This is a genomic window from Glycocaulis albus (assembly GCF_014639075.1).
GTDB classification, from domain to species: Bacteria; Pseudomonadota; Alphaproteobacteria; order Caulobacterales; family Maricaulaceae; genus Glycocaulis; species Glycocaulis albus.
The window spans coordinates 194,837-215,806 of the sequence record NZ_BMFS01000004.1; the positions used below are offsets into that span (position 1 = coordinate 194,837).

Below are 20,970 nucleotides of genomic sequence, written 5' to 3' on the forward strand. Positions count from 1 at the left end.
AGCGATGTTGAGCCGGACGCCCGTCGCGCGGAGTCCGGCTCTTTTTTTGTCTACTCCGCTGCGCGGGCGGGTTCTGCCGTCATCAGGGCAGGCAGCCAGTTTTCGTGCGCCTGTTTGAGGCGGATGAGATCGAGCGCATGGCCGCCATTGATGGAAATGGCGCGTCCGCCCGCGATGCCGGCCACACTGACCGGTATATTGGCCGTAATGGCGTTCTGGCGGATGGTCTCGGCGGTAGCGGCATCCGCCGCTATCAGATAGCGGGCCTGATCCTCGCCGAACATCCAGGCATAGGCGGGCAGGGAGCCATTATAGGCGAGCTTCACGCCTATGCCTGAGGCCATGGTCATGTCGGCAACCGCGCAGGCGAGACCACCATCGGAAATGTCGTGGACCACACGCGCGCGCCCTGCGCGTATCTCGGCGCGTACAAAGTCGCCATTGCGCTTTTCGGCTGCCAGATCGACATGAGGCGGCGCACCGTCCTCTTTCTCCTCGACATGGCGCATATAGAGCGAGGCGCCGAGCTCCCCGCGCGTCTCGCCGACGAGCAGCACCACATCGCCCTCTTTCATGCCGCCAAAGCCGGCGCGCTTTGAAAGATCGGGCAGAAGGCCCACGCCGCCCACAGCCGGGGTGGGCGGGATCGCCTTGCCATCGGTTTCGTTATAGAGCGATACATTGCCCGACACGACGGGGAAGGAGAGGGCGCGGCAGGCTTCGGCCATGCCTTCCACGCAGCCCACGAACTGCCCCATGATTTCCGGGCGCTCGGGGTTGCCGAAATTCAGGCAGTCGGTAATGGCAATAGGGTCGGCCCCCACGGCCGTCAGGTTGCGCCAGGTCTCGGCAACTGCCTGCTTGCCGCCCTCGAACGGGTCGGCATAGCAATAGCGCGGCGTGCAGTCAGTGGTGATCGCCAGCGCCTTGTTCGTGCCGTGTACGCGCACAATGGCCGCGTCCGCCGGGTCTTCGGAGCTTGCTATGGTGTCGGCCATGACGTGGCGGTCATACTGGCCCCAGATCCAGCGTTTGGACGCCATGTCGGAGCTCGCCATCAGGGTCAGCAGCGCTTCGCCCAAGTGCTCCGGCCCTTTCATGGAGCGCGGATCAATGCTGGCGCGCGCTTCGGGCTCGAACCAGGGGCGGGTATAGGCCGGGGCCTCCTCGCCGATGGGATCAAGCGGCAGATCGCAGACGGTTTCGCCCTTGTGTTTGAGGACCATGCGGCCGGTATCGGTCGTCTTGCCGATGGTGGCGACGTCCAGATCCCATTTCCTGAAAATGCGCTCGGCAATCGGCTCGGCGCCGGGCTTCAGGATCATCAGCATGCGTTCCTGGGATTCCGACAGCATCATCTCGTAGGCCGTCATGCCGGTTTCGCGCTGCGGTACATGGTCGAGGTCAAGCTCGATACCGAGCCCGCCGCGCGATGCCATCTCCACCGATGAGGAGGTAAGGCCGGCTGCCCCCATATCCTGAATCGAGCTGATCGCGTCTTCGGCCATCAGCTCAAGACACGCCTCGATCAGCTTCTTCTCGGTGAAGGGGTCGCCCACCTGCACGGTCGGGCGTTTTTCTTCACTGCCCTCGCCAAACTCGGCTGACGCCATGGTCGCGCCGTGAATGCCGTCCCGGCCGGTCTTCGCGCCGACGTAAAGGACCGGGAAGCCGGCTTCCTTGGCAGCCGCCGTGAAGATGCCTTCGCGCTTGGCCAGACCGACCGCCATCGCGTTGACCAGGATATTGCCGTTATAGCCCTTGTCGAAATTGGTCTCGCCGCCCACCGTCGGCACGCCCACGCAATTGCCATAGCCGCCAATGCCCGCGACCACACCGGAGACGAGCTGGCGGGTCTTGGGATGATCCGGTGCGCCAAAGCGCAGCGCATTCATCAGGGCCACGGGCCGTGCGCCCATGGTGAACACATCGCGCAAAATGCCGCCCACGCCCGTAGCCGCACCCTGATAGGGCTCGATATAGGAGGGGTGGTTGTGGCTCTCCATCTTGAAGACAGCGACATCGCCATCATCAATATCGATCACGCCCGCATTCTCGCCGGGGCCGTAAACGACGCGCTCGCCGGTCACGGGGAATTTCTTCAGGTGCACCCGGCTCGACTTGTAGGAGCAATGCTCTGACCACATGACCGAGAAAATGCCGAGCTCGACCATGTTCGGCGCACGGCCCAGCACGCGCAGGATCGTCTCGTACTCGTCCGCCGTGACGTGCTCGAGCGCGATCTCTTCAGTAATGCCCGGGGCGTATCTGGGAGAGATGTCCGTCATCAGGCTGTCCCTCCCAGAAGGCTTTCAAATACGCCCAGCCCGTCCGTGCCGCCATGGACCGGATCAACCGCGCGCTCGGGGTGGGGCATCATGCCCAGCACATTGCCCTTCGCATTGGTGATCCCGGCAATGTCGCGGATCGAGCCGTTGGGGTTGTTCAGATAGCGGAAGGCCACCTGGCCTTCACCCTCAAGCCGGTCCAGCGTCTCATTATCGGCGAAATAATTGCCGTCATGGTGGGCGACGGGGATGGTCACTTCGCGCGTCTCGCCATAGGAGCGTGTGAAGCGCGAATTGGTGTTCTCGATCTGCAGCGGTGTGCGCTCGCACACGAAGAGCAGACCGGCATTGCGCATCAGCGCGCCGGGCAGAAGCCCCGTCTCGATGAGGATCTGGAAGCCATTGCACACGCCCAGCACCGGCATGCCATCTTCCGCGCGCTTTACCAGATCGCGCGTGATCGGCGAGCGCGCGGCAATCGCGCCGGAGCGCAGATAGTCGCCATAGGAGAACCCGCCGGGGATGACGGCGAGATCAAGCCCGTCCGGCAGGCTGGTTTCCTGGTGCCAGATCATGGCCGGGGCGTGCCCTGTAACCATGCGCAAGGCCTCGGCCGCATCGCGGTCGCAATTGGAGCCGGGGAATACAATGACAGCGGTCTTCATGGCGCAGCGTTTAGCAGGGGATTCACGCCAAGGCGAGAGGTGCGCAGTGCTGATTTCACTGGAAATGATGTGAACCCCGGATGGTCCGTCGCCAGCCTGCTGTTCAGGTGTTAGCCTTGGCCCGCTCAGACACAGGAGGAAAGCGATGGCGGTGCTCGGAGTTGGCGGGCTTTTCGTCAGATCGAAAGACCCGGAAGCCAGCATGGCATGGTATCGCGATGTGCTGGGTCTTCAGCTTGATCAGTATGGTGGCATCACATTCAGCCACGGCGAGGCAGCGGCACGCTATGGTGATGGCGCGCGCACCATCTTTGCCCGTTTCAAGGACGACACGGACTATTTCCGGCCCTCTGCCCAGCCTTTCATGATCAACCTGCTCGTCGATGATCTCGACGCGCTGCTGGAGCGCATCAAGGCGCATGGGGTAGAATTGATCGGGGAGCCTGAGTCTTACGATTATGGCCGCTTCGCCTGGATCATGGACCCGGACGGGGTGAAGATCGAGCTGTGGGAATCGGTGGAGCTTTAGGGGCCTACGCGCTCAGCTCGATGTCGTAATTCTCGATCACCGGATTGGTCAGCAGCTTGTCGCACATCGCCTTCACGCGCTCGCTGGCTTCTTCGGCGTCGACGCTTGAGAGGTCCAGCTCGATAAGCTTGCCCTGGCGCGCGCCGGTCACTTCTTCAAAGCCGAGGGTTTTCAGCGAATTGGCAACGGCGGTCCCTTGCGGGTCCAGCACGCCGGGCTTCAGATAGACGTGGATTTTCGCTTTCATCGACTCTTTGATCCTATTCGCTTTCTACAGACTCTGGCTGCGTGCCGTTGGCAGCGTCCATTTCGCGCATGATGCCGAGGCGCCGCGCGACTTCGGCGTAGGCCTCGGTAACATTGCCCAGATCGCGGCGGAAGCGGTCCTTGTCCATCTTCTCGTTGGTGGTCATGTCCCACAGGCGGCAGCAATCCGGGCTGATCTCGTCAGCCAGCACCACGCGCGCCATGTCGTTCTGGTCGTAAAGACGGCCGAACTCAAGCTTGAAGTCGATCAGGCGGATGCCGGCACCGGCAAACAGGCCGGAGACGAAATCGTTCACCCGCAGCGCCAGCGCGATGATCTCGTCGATTTCCTGCGGGCTGGCCCAGTTGAAGGCCGTCACGTGTTCTTCTGAGACCAGCGGATCGCCCAGCGCATCATCCTTGAAGTAGAACTCCACGATGGCGCGGGGCAGGGGCTCGCCCTCAGGGATGTTGAAACGCTTGGAAATGGAGCCGGCGGCGACATTGCGCACTACGACCTCAAGCGGAATGATCTCCACTTCGCGTACCAGTTGCTCGCGCATGTTCAGGCGGCGGATGAAGTGGGTCGGTACGCCAATCCGGTTCAGGTGCTCCATGATGAACTCGCTGATCCGGTTGTTCAGGACGCCCTTGCCCTCCAGCGTCGCGCGCTTCTGGGCATTGAAGGCGGTCGCATCATCCTTGAAGTGCTGGATGATCGTGCCCGGCTCCGGGCCCTCATAGAGGATCTTGGCTTTACCTTCGTAGAGTTTCTTGCGGCGTGACATGGGGGTCATCGCTCTCCGCTGGGCGTTGGAAAATCGTATCGCTGCGCCATGAGGCCCTTCATGCGCGCGAGTCCTGTGCTTTAGTCAAACGTCGTGGTGTCAAACGCGAAGCGGCCCGTCAATACGGGCCGCCTTTCACTGTCAGGATACGCGCTTGTCCGGGTGCCCGCAATACTGGCCTGCAATGCGCTGCAAACGATTGATAAAGCGGGCGCGGCGCGATACCCATGAGTTCAAACGCTCCCCGTTCCAACAAGATCAGGAAACATCTCATGTCCGGCTTTGATGATCGCGAAAAGGCTCACGAAAACCGCTATGCGCGCGAGCAGGAGCTTGAGTTCAAGGCCGGTGCGCGCCGCAACAGGCTGCTCGGCCTGTGGGCGGCGGAAAAGCTCGGCCTGTCAGGTGATGAGGCCGACGCCTACGCCAAAGAGGTCATCGCGGCCGATTTCGAGGAAGTGGGCGATGAGGACGTGTTCCGCAAGGTGCGCGCCGATTTCGATGCCAAGGGCGTCGCGGTCTCCGATATCGAACTGCGCCACGAGATGACCCGCCTGCTCGATGTCGCGCGTACACAGGTGCAGGCAGGCTAGTCAGCGCCTCTATCGCCGCCATCGTGGTGTGAGGGCTTGCTGCGCAGCACATCGCGCTCGACGAGCTTGAGAACCGCCAGCACGATCAGGGCCAGGATCACGGCCGTGCCGCCGAGCACGAACGCGCCCGCCCCGAAGGCCACGCCTACCGCGCCTGCAAGCCACAGCGCCGCTGCGGTTGTCACGCCATGCGTGTTGCGGCCGGCCCGGATGATGGCGCCGGCGGCAATGAACGCCACACCGGCTGTCACTGCCTCAATCACACGCACCGGATCGGCCATGATGCCCGCCTCGTCATCGCCTGCTGACATGGCGATCTGAAAGGCCAGGAGCGTAAACAGGCAGGCTGCCAGAGAGACCAGCATGTTGGTGCGCAGGCCCACATGACGGCGCGGCCGCTCGCGCTCCAGCCCGATGCAGGCCCCGGCCAGCGCTGCCAGGCCCAGACGCATCATGCTTTCCAGTATGCCGCCGGGCGGGCCGGGGTCATTCAGCCATTCGGGCATGCTCTCCTCCGTCCTGGTAACGGGCAGGGGGAGGGGAATGTTCCGGTTTGGTGATGCCTGGTTAGCAGCAGACAAACGGACGATGGAGCAAGGCAAATCAAATGTTTCACTTGGCCATCTTGGCTTGACCGTTACACTGATCAGGCAAATCTGGAGGGGCCATGTCTGTTCATCTGCAACGCGCTTTAGGTGCGATCATTGTTGCAATAATGCTGCCATCGCTTGCCGCGGCGCAGGGCGAGTCGAGCGTTTATACAAATATCGATGAAGCCTGCGCCCGCCGCTGGTTGCCTGATGAGCCTGTCATGGAGATTGCGTGCGCCGGAGCGGAAGGCTGGAGTCTCTACGTGTTGGCATCTGATCATGGTCAGGCGACGGCGTATGCCTCCCCAGATGGTGTTCGGTCGGACTGGACCAGCCCGCCTACACGGTCGCCGTTCGGTGATTTTCACGATGTCGTGGAATGGCGTGTTCGCGATGGCGCGCCGATGGCCACGATTCACCGGTATCGGCATCACACACCGGCGGATGCCATGGAGCCAGGTAGCGCGGACCAGACACTACATACCCTTGTTGTTACAGCGCTGGATAGCAGCGGCGAACCCTCAGCCTGCCCGGTTGCTTTCGTCAACGCGTCAGCAATTACCAATGCCAACGAAGTCGCCCGTTTCGTAGCCGACAATGCCGCACCGGGCTGGGATTGTGCGCGTGAGCCCATGCGCATCGAATCTGCTGCGGATGCCGCCATCCGTTGATGTGGACAGCCTGGCTTCAGCGTTTGCCGCCGGCCCTACCCGAACACCCGTGCGAAGATCGTATCGACATGCTTGAGGTGATAGGCCTCGTCAAAGCAGGCATCGATTTGCGCATCCGAGAGCAGGGCGGTCACTTCAGTGTCGGCTTTCAGATGATCGGCCAGCTTGCCACCCTCATCCCAGGTTTTCATGCCATTGCGCTGGACGAGGCGGTAGGAGTCCTCGCGGCTTGCCCCGGCCTGGGTGAGCGCCAGCAGCACACGCTGGGAATTATGGATGCCGCCATGAGCTTCGAGATTCTCGCGGCAGCGGTCAGCATGCACGATCAGGCCTTCAATCATTGAGGCGGTGCGGTGCAGGGCAAAGTCCAGATGCACGGTGGCATCCGGGCCGATGCCGCGCTCCACCGAAGAGTGCGAGATATCGCGCTCATGCCACAGGGCGACGTTCTCCATCGCAGGCGTGACGGCAGAGCGGACAAGGCGGGCAAGCCCGGTCAGGTTTTCGGTCAGGATCGGATTGCGCTTGTGCGGCATGGCCGAGGAGCCCTTTTGCCCCGGCGAGAAATATTCCTGCGCCTCGCGCACTTCAGAGCGCTGGAGGTGGCGCACCTCTACCGCGATATTTTCAATCGCCGAGGCGATCAGGCCCAGCACGGCGAAGAAATTCGCATGCCGGTCACGCGGGATCACCTGGGTGGAGATCGGCTCCACCTTGAGGCCAAGCTTTTCAGCGACGTGAGCCTCCACCGCAGGGTCGACATTCGCAAACGTGCCGATGGCCCCGGAAATGGCACAGGTCGCGACCTCCGCACGCGCCCGCACCAGGCGTTCCCGGTTGCGGGCAAATTCGGCGTAGAAGCGCGCAAATTTCAGACCCATCGTGGTGGGTTCGGCATGGATGCCGTGGCTGCGCCCGATACACACGGTCATCTTGTGTTCCAGCGCGCGCTTTTTCAGCGCCGCCAACACCCGGTCCATCCCCTCCAGCAGGATATCGCTCGCGCGGGTGAGCTGCACGGCAAGGCAGGTATCGAGCACGTCGGAGCTGGTGAGCCCCTGATGGACGAAGCGGGCTTCCTCGCCAACAAGTTCGGAGAGATGCGTCAGGAAGGCGATGACATCGTGCTTCACCTCGCGCTCGATTGCGTCGATGCGCGCGACGTCAAACTCCATGTCTTTCGCTTTCCACACCGCCTTCGCGGCAGAGGCGGGCACTACGCCCAGCTCGGCCAGCTTGTCGGTTGCGTGCGCCTCGATCTCGAACCAGATGCGATAGCGGGTCTCAGGAGACCAGATCGCTTCCATTTCGGGCCGGGTATAGCGGGGGATCATGGGCGCGCCTCTTCAATCCGTGCAGGGAGTGCGCGCTCTCTCGCCCCTCAAGGGCGCAAGGTCAAGGGGCGGGGGTGTCCGCCTCGTCCTTCAGCGCCGCGATTCCTGCACGTGCCAGCGCGTCGGCGCGCTCATTGCCGGGATCGCCATTATGGCCCTTCACCCACACCCATTCGACGGTGTGGCGCCTGGCGGCTTCATCGAGTGCCTGCCATAGATCGGCATTCTTTACCGGCTTCTTCGCCGCCGTTTTCCAGCCGTTCTTCTTCCAGCCGTGGATCCATTTCGTCACCCCGTCGCGTACATAGACGCTGTCGGTGACGAGGCGAACGTTTGCTGGGCGCTTCAGGGCGTTCAGCGCCTGAATTGCGGCCATAAGCTCCATGCGGTTATTAGTGGTCTCGGCCTCGCCGCCGAACAGCTCCTTCTCATGGCCCTTCCATTCGAGCAAAGCCCCCCAGCCGCCGGGGCCGGGATTGCCTGAACATGCGCCATCGGTGTGGATGGTGATGAGCGTGCTCATCGCGGATGCACCGTCCACTTGGCATCAAGATCCTTCAGTCCGGCCGCGATCAATTCAGCGAGCACATCCATGTCGATATCGGACAGGCGCTTGACGTAAAGACAGGACTTGCCCGTCGAATGCTTGCCCAGCCTGTCGAGAATACCGCCAAAATCAGTGTAGCCGGGCAATATGTAGATGGAGTGCTGCGCCTTTCGCGGGGAGAAGCCCGTGGCCAGAAAATCGCCCTCACGCCCGCTCTCATAGACATAATGATAGCGTCCATAGCCGATGATGGACGGCCCCCACATGACCGGCTCATAGCCGGTTACCCGGCGGAACAGCGCGTCAAGCTGGCGGGCCTCTTCGCGCTTCTGCTCCGGGTCGATCGTGGCGAGAAAGTCTTCTACCGCCACCGGCGTGACGTGTGTCTTGTTGGCACTCATCAGGCAACTTCGCGCGGCAGTTTGAATACAACGTCTTCGCTGGCTACGCGCACTTCCTCGATTGTCAACTTCCGGAAGCCTGCAAGCTGGGTCAGCACATCCTCAACCAGTTCCTCGGGCGCCGAGGCACCGGCGCTGACACCCAGCGTCTGCACGCCGTCAAACCAGGTCCGGTCAAGGTCTGCGGCGCTCTGGACCAGGCGCGCATCAGGAGCACCGGCGCGCTTTGCAACCTCGACGAGGCGAACAGAGTTCGACGAGTTGGGTGCGCCGACCACCAGCACCAGGTCCGAGCGCGGGGCGAGCGCTTTCACGGCTTCCTGCCGGTTGGTGGTGGCGTAGCAGATATCTTCCTTGTGGGGTGCCGCCATGGCGGGAAAGCGCTTCTGCAACACGTCCACAATGGCGGCCGTGTCATCTACAGAGAGCGTCGTCTGCGTGACATAGGCGAGCTTTTGCGGGTCTTGTGCCTGGAAACTTTCCGCATCGCTGACCGTCTCGATCAGGTGGATCGCGCCTTCGGGCAGCTGACCCATCGTGCCTATGACTTCCGGGTGTCCGGCATGGCCGATAAGAACGATCTCAAGGCCATTCCTGTGATGGCGGCTGGCCTCCACATGCACCTTTGAGACAAGCGGGCAGGTGGCGTCCACATACAGCATGTTGCGCGCCCTGGCCGTTTCCGGCACGCGTTTTGGAACGCCATGGGCAGAGAATACGACCGGACGGTCGTCCGGGCACTCGTCCAGCTCCTTGACGAAAACCGCGCCCATCGCCTTCAACCTGTTCACAACATGCTTGTTGTGCACGATCTCATGGCGGACATAGACCGGCGCGCCATAGCGCTCCAGCGCCCTCTCCACGATCTGGATGGCGCGGTCCACGCCCGCACAAAAGCCCCGCGGGGCTGCGAGCAGGATGTGGAGGGGTGGCAACGTGCTCACGGTTTTCCTCAGTGGCGGGGGCGCGACAGCGTTGCTCTCGCGCGGTGCACGGCTTAGAGACAGGGGTGTAGCAGAGTCCGGCGCGCCCGTAACCCGTACTGCCTGTCTCTGAAACATAGTGACGAACTGGTTCCTCGGGAGACCCCATGCGCTCAATCGCCGCTGTATTTGCCGCCGCCCTTGTCCTGTCCGGGTGCCAGAGTGTGCGCGACCGCTTCGACGGGCCGCAGCCCAATCCGGGTCCGTGTCCCAACGCCCTGTCGCTATATGACGCGCACCGGCTGGTGGAGTTCAATGGCGAGGAACGGGTGCTGCGCAATGTCGGTTTTACCGGCGAAATCCTGAATGTGCGCGGTGCCTGCACCTACACCGATACGCGTGTGTCACCGATCGATATGGAAATGGCGATCCGCTTCGCGTTCGGCAGGGGCGCCGCGGCTGAAGGCAGCGAGAAGACATATTACTATTTCGTCGCCGTGACCCGAACGGACAGCGCCGTGATCGAACGTGAAGTCTTCCCGATCACCGTGCGTTTCCCGCCGGGGGAGAACCGGGTCGAGCTGACCGAGGAAATCAGTTCCATCGTGATCCCGCGCGCAGAGGCCACTACGTCCGGTGCGAATTTCGAAGTGATTGTCGGTTTTGAACTGACGCCGGAACAGGTTGAGTTCAACCGATCCGGCCTGCGTTTCCGCGTCCCCGTCGAATAAATCCTGGACCGTCATGACCCGTCTTGCCGATCAGCTCAGCGCCCTGCTGGGCGATGCCTTTGCCGCTATGGAGCTCAACCCTGCTCTCGGACGTGTGTCGGAAAGCGACCGTCCGGATCTGGCGCCCTATCAGTGCAATGGGGCGCTGGCCGCCGCCAAGGCTGCGGGCAAACCGCCGCGCGTGATTGCTGAAAGCGTGAAGGCTCACCTGGCCGCTGCTGCGCCTGATCTCGATATCGAGATCGCCGGGCCGGGCTTCCTGAACATCACGCCTTCGCCGCAGCTTTACGCCGCGCGCGCCCGCCTGCTGGCGGACGATCCACGGACCGGCGCCGGGCAGGTGGACTCAACACAAAAGGTGATGATCGATTTTGGTGGCCCCAATGTCGCCAAGCCGATGCACGTGGGACATTTGCGCTCCTCGGTCATCGGCGACAGCCTGCAGCGCGTCTTCCGCTTCCTGGGCCACGAGGTCACCAGCGACATCCATCTCGGTGACTGGGGGCTGCAGATGGGCCAGCTCATTACCGAGCTGGAGGATGAGCAGCCGGACCTTCCCTATTTCGACGCGGCATTTACCGGGCCTTATCCGGAGCATGCGCCGGTGACGATTGAAGACCTCGCCCGGCTCTATCCGCAGGCGAGCGCCAAGGGCAAGGAAGACCCGGCCCGCCAGGAGCGCTCGCGCAAGGCAACCGCTGAATTGCAGGCCGGCCGCGCGGGCTACCGGGCATTGCTGAGGCACTTCATCAATGTCTCGATTGCCGCGCTGAAGGAGGATTTCTCGGCGCTAGGCGTGGATTTCGACCTGTGGAAGGGCGAGAGCGACGTCAACGATCTGATCCCCGGCCTGGTCGAGAATTTCAAGGCGCGCGGCGTGGCCGAGCTATCGGACGGCGCCTGGATCGTCCGCGTGGCGCGCGAGGATGACAAGAAGGAGCTGGCTCCGCTCATCCTGGTCAGCTCGCAAGGCTCTGCCCTCTACGCGACAACCGATCTCGCGACCATTCTCGACCGCCGGGAGAGCATTGATCCCGATCTGATTCTCTACGTCGTCGATCTCGGCCAGTCCGACCATTTCGAGCAGGTTTTCCGCGCGGCGGTAAAAGGCGGCCTTGCCGGGGAAGGCGGGCTGGAGCACGTGAAATTCGGCACGGTGAACGGGCCGGACGGCAAGCGCCTGCGTACCCGTGCCGGCGGCACATTCCGTCTGGCCGACCTGATCGAAGAAGCACGCGAGCGCGCCCGTGCCCGTCTGGCCGAGGCCGGGCTCGGCGAAACACTCGATGCAGACGCGCTGGAGGATGTCGCGCGCAAAGTCGCCAATGCCGCGATCAAGTTTGCCGATCTTCAGAACTACCGCACCACCAACTACATTTTCGAGATGGACCGGTTTGTCTCGTTCGAGGGCAAGACCGGGCCATACCTTCTCTATCAGGCGGTACGCATCAAATCCCTGATGAGAAAGGCCGCTGGCGAAGGGCTGGAGCCGGGCCCGATCAGCGTTGCCGCGCCGGAAGAGGCCGCTCTTGTGCGCCGGCTCGACGGCTTTCACGCTGCGCTGATGCGCGCCCATGATGATCGGGCGCCGAACCATATCTGCGAGCACGTCTATGGCCTGTCGCAGGCGTTTTCGAGCTTTTATGCGGCCTGTCCGATTCTGCCCGAGAAAGACGAGGGGTTACGCCGCTCGCGCCTTGGCCTTGCCGCGCTGACGCTGAAGCAGCTCGAGCTGGGCCTCTCCCTGATAGGCATCGAGGCGCCTGAGCAGATGTAGGGCGTTTCCTCCGCTCCCCCCGATTGACTCATGCGCGTGCAGGACTAGTTTGCGCGGCGAACAGGGAAACCTGTTCGACATAAGGCACCCAAGCGGGAGAGACCGGCCGAAGATGCCGGCGCCGAAGGCGCAACCGCCCCGGAAACGCTCAGGCCGCAGGACCGCTGGGACCGCCGACGCTGGAAAGAGGATTTTGCCTTCGGGCAGCATCCCACCGAAGGAGCAAGCTGCACGGACGGGTCAGCCCTGTTGCAGCGGGAATCTCTCAGGTCACACCGACAGCGGGGGCAGGACTGCCACGTGAGGCGATCTCACGCACGGCAGTGATTGCAAACCCGCGTTCAGGATTTCGTGACCCATGGCCGACACCGCAGACCTTAACAAGACCCCGCTTTACGACCTGCACGTCGAACTTGGCGCACGCATGGTCGAGTTCGCCGGCTATGCCATGCCGGTGCAGTACCCTTCGGGCATCATGACCGAGCACCTGCACACCCGCGAAGCGGCGGGCCTGTTTGACGTTTCCCATATGGGCCAGGCGCGGGTCACGGGCGATGAAGCCGCGCTCGAAGCGCTGATTACGGCTGACCTGTCGGCACTTAAGCCCGGTGAGCAGAAATATACCCTGCTGCTCAACGCCGATGGTGGCATCATGGATGACCTGATGGTCTCGCGGCCCTTCGGCGCGGACGGCGGGCTTTTCGTGGTCGTGAATGCCGGCACGAAGGGCAAGGATTTCGCCCATATGCGTGAGGCCTTCGCAGGCAAGGCTGAGCTTCACGAACTCTCTGACCGCGCTCTGCTGGCCCTTCAGGGCCCCGCAGCGGCCGCGGTATTCACCGGGCTTGTTCCCGATGCGGCCAAGCTGGTGTTCATGCAATGCGGCGTGTTCACGCTGGACGGCGTGGAGATTTACGCCTCGCGCTCGGGCTATACCGGAGAGGACGGGTTCGAGATTTCCGTTCCCGCCGACAAGGCCGGCAAGATCGCGCGCCTGCTGCTCTCTGACGCGCGTGTGAAGCCGATCGGGCTTGGCGCGCGTGACAGCCTGCGCCTTGAGGCTGGGCTTTGCCTTTATGGCCACGATATGGATGAAGACCGCACGCCGGCCGAAGCCGCTTTGACCTGGGCTATTGCCAAAGTGCGCCGCGAGCGCGTGGATTTTCCGGGCGCTGCTAAAATTCTCAAGCAGATCGCTGATGGGCCGGCGCAAAAGCGCGTCGGCATTAAGCCGCATGACAAGTCACCGGCCCGCGAAGGCGCGGAAATCGTCCATGAGGGCGAAGTGGTCGGTGTCGTCACGTCCGGCGGCTTCGGCCCCAGCTTCGGCGCGCCGGTTGCCATGGGCTATGTCCGCGCGGATCTCGCCAAGCCCGGCACGCCGCTGGAGCTGATGGTGCGCGGCAAGGCACGCGCCGCCGAAGTTGCCAGCCTGCCCTTCACGCCCCACCGCTTTTATCGCGGCTGATATTTCATTTTTTCGACCGGGAGTAACCGCCATGACCACACGCTTTACCAAAGACCATGAATGGGTCCGCCTTGAGGGCGATATCGCCATTATCGGCATCACCCAATACGCCACCGAGCAGCTCGGAGACGTCATCAGCGTGGAGCTGCCCGATGTCGGCAAGAGCTTCAAGAAGGGTGACGAGATCGCGGTTGTCGACTCGGTGAAGACCGCCGCCGAGGTCTATGCGCCCTTATCCGGTGAGGTCATCGAGATCAATGACGGGATCGAGGACGCGCCGCAGCTGGTCAATGACGAGCCGCTGGCTGGTGGCTGGTTCGCCAAGCTGAAAATCGCCGACAAAGGCGAACTGGACGGCCTGATGGACGAGGCTGCCTACGCGAAACACATCGCCTGATCATCCCTGCACGCCCCGAAGGTTGAAGACCGCCATGCGCTATCTGCCGCTTACCCCTGAAGACCGCAGCGAGATGCTGGACGTCATTGGCGTCAGCTCCATCGATGCGCTGTTCGCCGATGTACCTCAGGCTGCGCGCCTTGACGGGCCGGTAAACCTGCCCCGCCGGGCGACGGAGCTGGAGGTGGAGCGTGCCTTTGCCCGAATGGCAAAGAAAAATACGGCAGCCAGCGAGACCGCCTTCTTCGTCGGGGCAGGGGCCTACAAGCACCACATTCCGGCAACCGTGGATCATCTGATCCAGCGCTCGGAGTTCCTTACCGCCTACACGCCCTACCAGCCGGAAATCAGCCAGGGCACGCTGCAGACCCTGTTCGAGTTCCAGACCCAGGTGGCGCGCCTGACTGGCATGGATATCGCCAATGCGTCCATGTATGACGGCTCCACGGCCTGCGCCGAAGCGGTACTGATGGCCGCGCGGGTGACCAAGCGCTCGCGCGCAGTCCTGTCGGGCAATCTCCACCCGCACTATGCCGAGGCGACCCGCACGCTCGCCCGCTACATGAATATCGACATTGCTGCCAACGCCCCGGTGCCGGGCGGGCTGGACGATGTCATCAGCCAGATCGACGGGGAAACAGCCTGCGTCGTGGTGCAGAACCCGGACGTGTTCGGCAATATCCACGATCTGCGCCCGATTGCAGAGGCCGCGCACGCCAAGGGCGCTTTGCTGATTGCCGTGTTTACCGAGATTGTCTCGCTCGGCCTGATTGAAAGCCCCGGCGCAATGGGCGCGGACATTGTGGTTGGCGAGGGCCAGTCCATCGGCGTCGGCCTGCAGTTTGGCGGACCGTATGTGGGTCTCTTTGCCTGCCGCAATGACAAGAGCTTCATCCGCAACATGCCCGGCCGCCTGGCCGGCGAAACGGTTGATGCCGATGGCCGCCGCGGCTATGTGCTGACGCTCTCCACGCGCGAGCAGCATATCCGGCGTGACCGCGCGACGTCCAACATCTGTACCAATTCCGGGTTGATGGCGCTGGCCTTCACGATCCACATGACACTGCTAGGCGAGAAGGGTCTCAAACACCTCGCCGCGCTCAATCATGAGCGGGCGGTGGAACTGGCCGATGCGCTCGGCGGTGTGCCGGGCGTGAGCGTGGAGACCGATGCCTTCTTCAACGAATTTACGGTGAAACTGCCCAAAAACGCCGCTGACGTCACCGAGGCGCTGATCGCCAAGGGCGTGCTGGCGGGCGTGCCTGCGAGCCGTCTCTGGCCTGGTGGCGGGCTGGATGACCGTCTCATCATCGCCGCGACCGAAACCAATACTGATGCCGATATCGCGCTCTTCGCGTCCGCCCTCAAAGAGGTGCTTTAACCCATGGCCATGAACCAGCAGGGACGTCCCACCCGTCCGAACACCAATGCCGCGACCGGCGGCTACGCCGACACCATCTCCGGCAGCCGCGGCCTTGATCAGGCTGAGCCGCTGATCTTTGAACGCGGGCGCACCGATCTCACCGGCGTTGACCTGCCGGAACCCAAGGGCGTGAAGACACGCCTTGGCGGGTTGGAGCGCAAGAGCGAGATCGGCTTGCCCGGCCTCGCCGAGCCTGAAGCCATGCGCCATTATGTGCGCCTGAGCCGCAAGAATTACGCGATCGATCTGGGCATCTATCCGCTCGGCTCGTGCACGATGAAGCATAATCCGCGCCTCAACGAGAAAATGGCCCGCTTGCCGGGCTTCGGTGACATTCACCCGCTGCAGCCGCAATCGACCGTGCAGGGTGCGCTGGAGCTGATTGGCGAGCTGGCCCACTGGCTGATGACGCTGACCAACACGCCCTGCGTGGCGATGAGCCCGAAAGCCGGTGCACATGGTGAGCTGTGCGGCATGATGGCCATTCGCGCAGCGCTGGACGCGCGTGGCGAAACCGGCCGCCGCCGCGTGCTGGTGCCGGAAAGTGCGCACGGCACCAACCCTGCGACGGCCGTGCAGTGCGGCTTCCATTGTGACGAGATCCCGGCCGGCCCCGATGGCCGCGTAGACATGGAAGCCTTCAAGGCGAAGCTGGGCGATGATGTGGCCGGCATCATGCTGACCAATCCCAATACGTGCGGGCTGTTCGAGCGGGACATTCGCGAGATTGCCGACCTCATCCACGAGGCGGGCGGGTATTTCTACTGTGATGGCGCGAACTTCAACGCGATTGTCGGCCGCGTGCGCCCGGGCGATCTTGGCATAGATGCCATGCACATCAATCTGCACAAGACCTTCTCCACGCCCCATGGCGGTGGTGGTCCCGGCTCCGGCCCGACAGTGTTCTCGCAGGCGCTCGCGCCGTTCGCGCCGGTGCCGTACGTGGTGAAAAAGGGCGAGACCTGGCACATGGTCGAGCATGAGGAAGAGGCCCGCGCTGATGGCGCCGAGCCCTTCGGCCGCATGGTCGCCTTCCATGGCCAGATGGGCATGTTCACCCGCGCGCTCAGCTACATGATGAGCCATGGCTCTGACGGGCTGCGCCAGGTGGCAGAGGATTCCGTGCTCAACGCCAATTATGTGCTGGCGCGCCTGAAGCATGTGATGACGCCCGCCTTTGATGGCACCTGCATGCACGAAGCGCTATTTGATGACCGCTTCCTCAAAGACACCGGCGTCACCACGCTCGATTTCGCCAAGGCGATGATCGACGAGGGCTACCACCCGATGACCATGTACTTCCCGCTAGTGGTGCATGGAGCCATGCTGATCGAACCGACAGAGACCGAGAGCAAATCCGGCCTCGACCGGTTCTGCGACGTGCTCGAAGGCCTCGCGCAGGCCGCGAAATCCGGCGATACGGCGCGGTTCTCCTCTGCCCCGGTACATGCGCCGGTCAAGCGCCTCGACGAGACGCGTGCGGCCCGTAGCCCTGTTCTGGTGTGGCAGGAGCCGCAAGACCAGCCGCAGGCGGCGGAGTAAGTCTGTCAGCTATCCCTGGATCCGGCCTGTCCTGTCTGGACAGCCGGATCTTCATGGGCCGCCGGCGCGCGCCGTGGCCTCTGCGGCCCCTCGAACAGGCGGTCACCCAGCCGGCGCGTCGCTTTCAGGGCCGGGAATTCCAGCAGGCGGAAGCCGGCCCCTGCCACGGCCACGCTCAGCGCTATCGAGACGATCAGGAAGGCGAGGCTTGCCAGCGGCCCGAAATCGGGCAGTACCGCGACCCACATGCGCACAAGGCCTGACAGGACGAGCAGGTGGCAGAGATAGAGCGCGTAGGACCAGTCGCCGAGGATCACCAGCCAGCCCGGCGGCCTCATCCGTCCCTGCATTTCAAGGCTTATGGCGCCGTAGACGATTAGCGCGGCGGGAATGCCAAATGCCGCAACGCGCATCCAGCCTGCCGGAAAGGCCTCGGCATTGTCGGGCCACAGGAGCCATGCGGCAGCGGCTAGCCAGAGCGCTGCCAGCAAAAGTGCCGTGCGTGCCAGGCGGCGTTCACCCGAGCAGATCAGGATGCCGGCCAGGGCGCCCAGAATGAACTCTATTGTGAGCGGGTTTACTATGAGCGTGCCAATGGCTGGCAGACCCTCCAGCAAGAGCGATCCGGCAATCACAAGCGCGGCCCAGATCGCGAGCAGGGCGGGCAGCCAGCGCTCCGGCATGATGAGAAAAAGGGTGAAGGCGAGATAGAAATAAATCTCGTGCGTCAGCGTCCAGCCGACATGCAGAATTGGCAGTTCGCCCTCGATGGGCCACAGGGTGAAGGAGCGCCATATCTCGAGGTCCGCAAGGTCGCGGTTCAGCGTGTCCGGCACGAGCATGTAGGCCGCCAGCGCCAGCAGTGTGAAAAACCAGTAGATCGGATAGATGCGGGTGAAGCGTGCATAGACGAAGCGGCCGGTAAAACGGGCGTCGCCGCGTGGCTTGCCATGGGTGATGTACACCATCACAAAGCCGGAAATCACGAAGAACAGGTCCACACCCGCGAAGCCCAGCGTCCACTGCCCGCTGCTCACCGGCTGGCTGAAAAACCGTCCGTCGATCTGTGCGGCGTGAGCGGCCAGAACAAGCAGCGCTGCCACAGCCCGCAAGGACTGCAAGGAGTGGAGTGGCATGATGGCAGAGTGCATTCCGGCCCCGTATCTGACGTTGTCCGGACGCTATACAAGCCACAGGAGGCAGGCAATTGGCGTCCGGCCCGGCATGCCTGCTGTGCCGTATGGGAACCGCCGTTAATCCGGGCGGGTTATTCCAGCGTATGCCAGAAACCAGCCGGCCCGTCCGCAATTGCGCCATAATTGGCATGCGGATGATCGCCATAATACAACACCTGCCGGGAATCGGCTGCACGCATCCTTGCAGCTTCGATCCGGCGGCTCACATTAGTCGCGTAAAGCGTTACGCGCCCCCGGGGAGACAGCCTTGGTCATGAATGATGCAGTCAACGAGTTCAGCAAATCCCGCATTGGCGGGGCGATTGTTCTCGTACTGCGTGCCATAGGCGTAGCACTCGGGCTGTTCTTGATGGCGGTCGCGATTCCGCTGTTCTTTCTGCCGATCCCGCTCGGCATCCCGCTCTTCATCCTGGCAGCGCTACTGCTGGCCGCGTCATCACGCACAGCACACGGCGTGGTGACAGGCGTCCTCCGCCGCTTTCCCCCGGTGTGGAACAGGGTAAAGCGCATGTTTGGCGAGAAAGACTGAAACCCACGGCGGCAACCAAAAAAAACGGGGCCTTGAGGGCCCCGTTCTGCGTGTCGTCTTGCACGGCGAGTGGGTGAATTCAGTTGATACGCTCGGCCAGCTCGCCAGCAGCGTCCTTCACCAGCGCGTTGCGCTGGGTCTTGGTCAGCTTCTCTGACAGGAGTTTTGCCGCCGCTTCCACAGCGATGTCGGCCGCCAGCGCCTTCACGTCCTTGGCCGCCTGGGCTTCGGCTTGCGCGATGCGCTGCTCGGCCAGGGCCGTGCGGCGTTCGATGCGCTGTGCCAGTTCCTTGCGAGCCGTTTCGCGGATGAACTCGGCATCCAGCTTGGCCTTTTTCACAATCTCTTCGGCTTCGCTGGCTGCATCGCGCTGCTGGCGCTCGTACTTGGCCAGCATTTCTTGCGCTTCCTCGCGCAGGCGGCGAGCCTCGTCCAGCTCGTTGCGGATGGATTCAGCGCGCGCATCGAGATTCTTGCCGAGCACCTTGTGCACACCGAAGCGCCACAAGAGGGCGAAGAACAGCAACAGGCCGATCAGCGCCCAGAAGGATGTGTCCTGAAGAAGATAGCTCATCGGGCCGCCTCCTGGCTGCGTACCGCGTCGACGGCAGACTCTGCCTCGTCGCGTTTGACCGTAAGGCCTGCCAGATGTTCCGTTACGGCGCCGGCTACGTCGGCAGCGACATTGCGAACCTCGGCAAGCGCCGCATTGCGGGCTGATGTGATACGTGCCTCCGCTTCGGCCTGACGGCCTTCCAGCTCGGCTTCCATCCGGGCAATCTCGTCTGCGCTCTGGCGTTCGGCCTCGGCGCGCGCCTCGGCGCCAACCGCCTGTGCTTTGGCACGGGCGTCGGCCAGGGACTTCTCGTAAGCCTTCACGGCCTCGTCGGCTTGAAGCTTCAGCCCGGCAGCCGCATCCAGATCATCTGCGATACGATCTTTGCGTTCCTCGATCGCCGATCCGATCCGCGGCAGAAGCCAGCGTGACAGGAGGAAATAGAGAATGGCAAAGCTGATCGCGAGCCAGAAGAGCTGCGAGGCAAAATAGGTCGGATCGAAAGGCGGGAAGGCCGCTTCGGCGGCGTACCCGGCTCCTTCAGCGATGTCCGTCTGGGACTCCTGCAAGCGCAAGGCGTCCTCCCTTCAATCAAGTCGTCGAAACCGAAGGCTTCACACGCTCCGGGCCGGACGCTCGCCCGATGGCAGGTCCGGCCGGAACGCGGTAGTCAGATCGCCGTCCGGTTTAGACGACGAACAGAAGCAGGAGGGCGATGAGCAGCGAGAAGATTCCCAGCGCCTCGGTCACGGCGAAGCCGAAGATCAGGTTGCCGAACTGGGCCGGCGCAGCCGACGGGTTGCGCAGCGCGCCCGTCAGGAAGCTGGAGAAGATGTTGCCCACGCCGAGCGCAGCGCCCAGCATGCCGAAGGTGGCCAGTCCAGCGCCGATGTATTTTGCGGCTTCCGCTTCCATGTCGATACTCCTCGAGGATGAACGGTTGAGTTGATGCGGGTTGAAGTCGGGTCCGTCGCGCCTAGTGGTGACCCGGATGCAGCGCGTCGGACAGGTAGATGCAGGTCAGCACGGCGAACACATAGGCCTGGAGGAAGGCTACCAGGAACTCCAGCGCGGTCAGTGCGACGACCATTATGAGCGGGGCGATGGCACCGACAGCGCCAAGGGCGCCGACCGAGCCGAGCATGATGATGAAGCCTGCAAACACCTTCAGCAGGATGTGGCCGGCCAGCATGTTGGCGAACAGACGAACGCCAAGCGTCACCGGGCGTGAAATGAACGAGATGATCTCGATCACGATCACGAAGGGCAGAATCGCGATGGGAACGCCGGACGGCACGAAAATCTTGAAGAATTTCAGGCCGTTCTTGAAAATCCCAAAGCCCACCAGAACCGTCATGACGGCCAGTGCCAGGGCGAATGTCACGATGATGTGGCTGGTAAAGGTGAAGCCGTGCAGGCCCGGTACCGGGAAGTAGGGCAGCATGCCCAGCATGTTGCCCATCAGGATGAAGATGAACAGCGTGAACACGAAGGGGAAGAAGCGCAGCCCGTCATTGCCCGCCGTCGAGCGGATCATTCCTGCAACGAACTCGTAGAGCAGCTCGGCAACCGATTGCGCCCGGCCCGGTACCAGCGTGGCGCGCGAGGTCGCCAGAGCCAGCAAGCCCACCGTCAGCGCCACCGCGGCGACCATGAAATAGCTGGAGTTCGTGAAAGACAGGTTCAACCCGCCCACGCTCAACTCAGCGATGGGATGGATTTCGAACTGCTTGATCGGGTTGGTGTCAGCCACGCCCGGCCCCTTGACTGTGTTGC

The 20,970-nt window shown here is 62.9% G+C and carries 24 protein-coding genes and 2 riboswitches; of the genes, 10 read left to right on the forward strand and 14 right to left on the reverse strand.

Features of this window, described 5'->3' with window-relative positions:
* Window positions 1-50: 50 nt before the first annotated feature.
* Both purL and purQ read right to left on the reverse strand, forming a co-directional pair.
* Complete coding sequence (gene purL, locus IEV75_RS06350; protein WP_188451706.1) at window positions 51-2,288, reverse strand: phosphoribosylformylglycinamidine synthase subunit PurL; 2,238 nt, start codon at window positions 2,286-2,288, stop codon at window positions 51-53.
* Window positions 2,288-2,953 carry a phosphoribosylformylglycinamidine synthase subunit PurQ gene (gene purQ, locus IEV75_RS06355; protein WP_188451707.1) on the reverse strand — a complete coding sequence of 222 codons (666 nt, stop codon included), beginning with the start codon at window positions 2,951-2,953 and terminating at the stop codon, window positions 2,288-2,290. Before purQ ends, purL begins: the two co-directional genes overlap by 1 nt.
* 145 nt (window positions 2,954-3,098) lie before the next feature.
* Between purQ and IEV75_RS06360 the strand changes: the two genes are divergently transcribed.
* Complete coding sequence (locus tag IEV75_RS06360; RefSeq protein ID WP_188451708.1) at window positions 3,099-3,482, forward strand: VOC family protein; 384 nt, start codon at window positions 3,099-3,101, stop codon at window positions 3,480-3,482.
* A 4-nt stretch (window positions 3,483-3,486) separates the two neighbouring features.
* Here IEV75_RS06360 and purS read toward each other — a convergent pair whose 3' ends face one another.
* Complete coding sequence (gene purS / locus IEV75_RS06365) at window positions 3,487-3,729, reverse strand: phosphoribosylformylglycinamidine synthase subunit PurS (RefSeq protein ID WP_188451709.1); 243 nt, start codon at window positions 3,727-3,729, stop codon at window positions 3,487-3,489.
* Between the two features lie 13 nt (window positions 3,730-3,742).
* Window positions 3,743-4,516 (reverse strand): phosphoribosylaminoimidazolesuccinocarboxamide synthase, encoded by a 774-nt coding sequence (gene purC / locus IEV75_RS06370; protein WP_188451710.1) that lies wholly within the window; start codon window positions 4,514-4,516, stop codon window positions 3,743-3,745.
* A gap of 272 nt (window positions 4,517-4,788) precedes the next feature.
* Here purC and IEV75_RS06375 point away from each other — a divergent pair, with 272 nt between their 5' ends.
* On the forward strand, window positions 4,789-5,109 hold the full coding sequence (locus tag IEV75_RS06375; protein WP_188451711.1) for a DUF1476 domain-containing protein: 321 nt from the start codon (window positions 4,789-4,791) through the stop codon (window positions 5,107-5,109).
* Here the strand turns inward: IEV75_RS06375 and IEV75_RS06380 are convergent.
* Window positions 5,106-5,615, reverse strand: coding sequence for an MgtC/SapB family protein (locus IEV75_RS06380; protein ID WP_233351779.1), 510 nt, complete (start codon window positions 5,613-5,615; stop codon window positions 5,106-5,108). The genes IEV75_RS06375 and IEV75_RS06380 overlap by 4 nt on opposite strands.
* Window positions 5,616-5,776: 161 nt before the next feature.
* Between IEV75_RS06380 and IEV75_RS06385 the strand changes: the two genes are divergently transcribed.
* Window positions 5,777-6,370 carry a hypothetical protein gene (locus tag IEV75_RS06385; protein WP_188451712.1) on the forward strand — a complete coding sequence of 198 codons (594 nt, stop codon included), beginning with the start codon at window positions 5,777-5,779 and terminating at the stop codon, window positions 6,368-6,370.
* Window positions 6,371-6,405: 35 nt separating this feature from the next.
* Here IEV75_RS06385 and purB read toward each other — a convergent pair whose 3' ends face one another.
* From purB to ispH, 4 genes are all read right to left on the reverse strand, one after another.
* Window positions 6,406-7,704: an adenylosuccinate lyase gene (gene purB, locus IEV75_RS06390; RefSeq protein WP_188451713.1), complete on the reverse strand. Its 1,299-nt coding sequence runs from the start codon at window positions 7,702-7,704 to the stop codon at window positions 6,406-6,408.
* A 61-nt stretch (window positions 7,705-7,765) separates the two neighbouring features.
* Window positions 7,766-8,227, reverse strand: coding sequence for a ribonuclease HI (rnhA, locus tag IEV75_RS06395; protein WP_188451714.1), 462 nt, complete (start codon window positions 8,225-8,227; stop codon window positions 7,766-7,768).
* Entirely contained in the window at window positions 8,224-8,652 is a 429-nt protein-coding gene (locus IEV75_RS06400) for a DUF1801 domain-containing protein (RefSeq protein ID WP_188451715.1), read from the reverse strand. The genes rnhA and IEV75_RS06400 overlap by 4 nt, the downstream gene beginning before the upstream one ends.
* Window positions 8,652-9,596, reverse strand: coding sequence for a 4-hydroxy-3-methylbut-2-enyl diphosphate reductase (ispH, locus tag IEV75_RS06405; protein ID WP_188451716.1), 945 nt, complete (start codon window positions 9,594-9,596; stop codon window positions 8,652-8,654). Before ispH ends, IEV75_RS06400 begins: the two co-directional genes overlap by 1 nt.
* Window positions 9,597-9,742: 146 nt before the next feature.
* Between ispH and IEV75_RS06410 the strand changes: the two genes are divergently transcribed.
* The 6 genes from IEV75_RS06410 (at window position 9,743) to gcvPB (ending at window position 16,913) form a co-directional block, all read left to right on the forward strand.
* A complete protein-coding gene (locus tag IEV75_RS06410; RefSeq protein ID WP_188451717.1) occupies window positions 9,743-10,306 on the forward strand; it encodes a hypothetical protein in 564 nt (187 codons plus the stop codon).
* 13 nt (window positions 10,307-10,319) lie between these two features.
* Window positions 10,320-12,083, forward strand: a complete 1,764-nt coding sequence (gene argS, locus IEV75_RS06415; RefSeq protein WP_188451718.1) for an arginine--tRNA ligase — start codon at window positions 10,320-10,322, stop codon at window positions 12,081-12,083.
* Between the two features lie 83 nt (window positions 12,084-12,166).
* Window positions 12,167-12,257: riboswitch (glycine riboswitch) on the forward strand.
* Window positions 12,258-12,375, forward strand: a riboswitch (glycine riboswitch).
* 66 nt (window positions 12,376-12,441) lie between these two features.
* Window positions 12,442-13,551, forward strand: coding sequence for a glycine cleavage system aminomethyltransferase GcvT (gcvT, locus tag IEV75_RS06420; protein WP_188451719.1), 1,110 nt, complete (start codon window positions 12,442-12,444; stop codon window positions 13,549-13,551).
* Window positions 13,552-13,582: 31 nt separating this feature from the next.
* Window positions 13,583-13,948, forward strand: coding sequence for a glycine cleavage system protein GcvH (gene gcvH, locus IEV75_RS06425; RefSeq protein WP_188451720.1), 366 nt, complete (start codon window positions 13,583-13,585; stop codon window positions 13,946-13,948).
* 34 nt (window positions 13,949-13,982) lie between these two features.
* Complete coding sequence (gcvPA, locus tag IEV75_RS06430) at window positions 13,983-15,329, forward strand: aminomethyl-transferring glycine dehydrogenase subunit GcvPA (RefSeq protein WP_188451721.1); 1,347 nt, start codon at window positions 13,983-13,985, stop codon at window positions 15,327-15,329.
* Between the two features lie 3 nt (window positions 15,330-15,332).
* Window positions 15,333-16,913, forward strand: coding sequence for an aminomethyl-transferring glycine dehydrogenase subunit GcvPB (gene gcvPB / locus IEV75_RS06435; protein ID WP_188451722.1), 1,581 nt, complete (start codon window positions 15,333-15,335; stop codon window positions 16,911-16,913).
* Window positions 16,914-16,918: 5 nt separating this feature from the next.
* On the opposite strand, the gene IEV75_RS06440 is transcribed toward gcvPB, so the two are convergent.
* Window positions 16,919-18,064: an acyltransferase family protein gene (locus IEV75_RS06440; RefSeq protein WP_233351780.1), complete on the reverse strand. Its 1,146-nt coding sequence runs from the start codon at window positions 18,062-18,064 to the stop codon at window positions 16,919-16,921.
* Between the two features lie 292 nt (window positions 18,065-18,356).
* Here IEV75_RS06440 and IEV75_RS06445 point away from each other — a divergent pair, with 292 nt between their 5' ends.
* Window positions 18,357-18,638 (forward strand): hypothetical protein, encoded by a 282-nt coding sequence (locus tag IEV75_RS06445; RefSeq protein ID WP_188451724.1) that lies wholly within the window; start codon window positions 18,357-18,359, stop codon window positions 18,636-18,638.
* A 79-nt stretch (window positions 18,639-18,717) separates the two neighbouring features.
* Here the strand turns inward: IEV75_RS06445 and IEV75_RS06450 are convergent, their stop codons facing one another.
* The 4 genes from IEV75_RS06450 to IEV75_RS06465 all read right to left on the reverse strand — a co-directional run bounded on the left by IEV75_RS06450 (window position 18,718) and on the right by IEV75_RS06465 (window position 20,947).
* Window positions 18,718-19,212 carry a F0F1 ATP synthase subunit B family protein gene (locus IEV75_RS06450; RefSeq protein WP_188451725.1) on the reverse strand — a complete coding sequence of 165 codons (495 nt, stop codon included), beginning with the start codon at window positions 19,210-19,212 and terminating at the stop codon, window positions 18,718-18,720.
* On the reverse strand, window positions 19,209-19,769 hold the full coding sequence (locus IEV75_RS06455; protein ID WP_188451726.1) for a F0F1 ATP synthase subunit B family protein: 561 nt from the start codon (window positions 19,767-19,769) through the stop codon (window positions 19,209-19,211). Before IEV75_RS06455 ends, IEV75_RS06450 begins: the two co-directional genes overlap by 4 nt.
* 112 nt (window positions 19,770-19,881) lie before the next feature.
* Window positions 19,882-20,109 (reverse strand): F0F1 ATP synthase subunit C, encoded by a 228-nt coding sequence (locus tag IEV75_RS06460; RefSeq protein WP_127566146.1) that lies wholly within the window; start codon window positions 20,107-20,109, stop codon window positions 19,882-19,884.
* A gap of 61 nt (window positions 20,110-20,170) precedes the next feature.
* A complete protein-coding gene (locus IEV75_RS06465) occupies window positions 20,171-20,947 on the reverse strand; it encodes a F0F1 ATP synthase subunit A (RefSeq protein ID WP_188451727.1) in 777 nt (258 codons plus the stop codon).
* Between the last annotated feature and the right edge of the window lie 23 nt (window positions 20,948-20,970).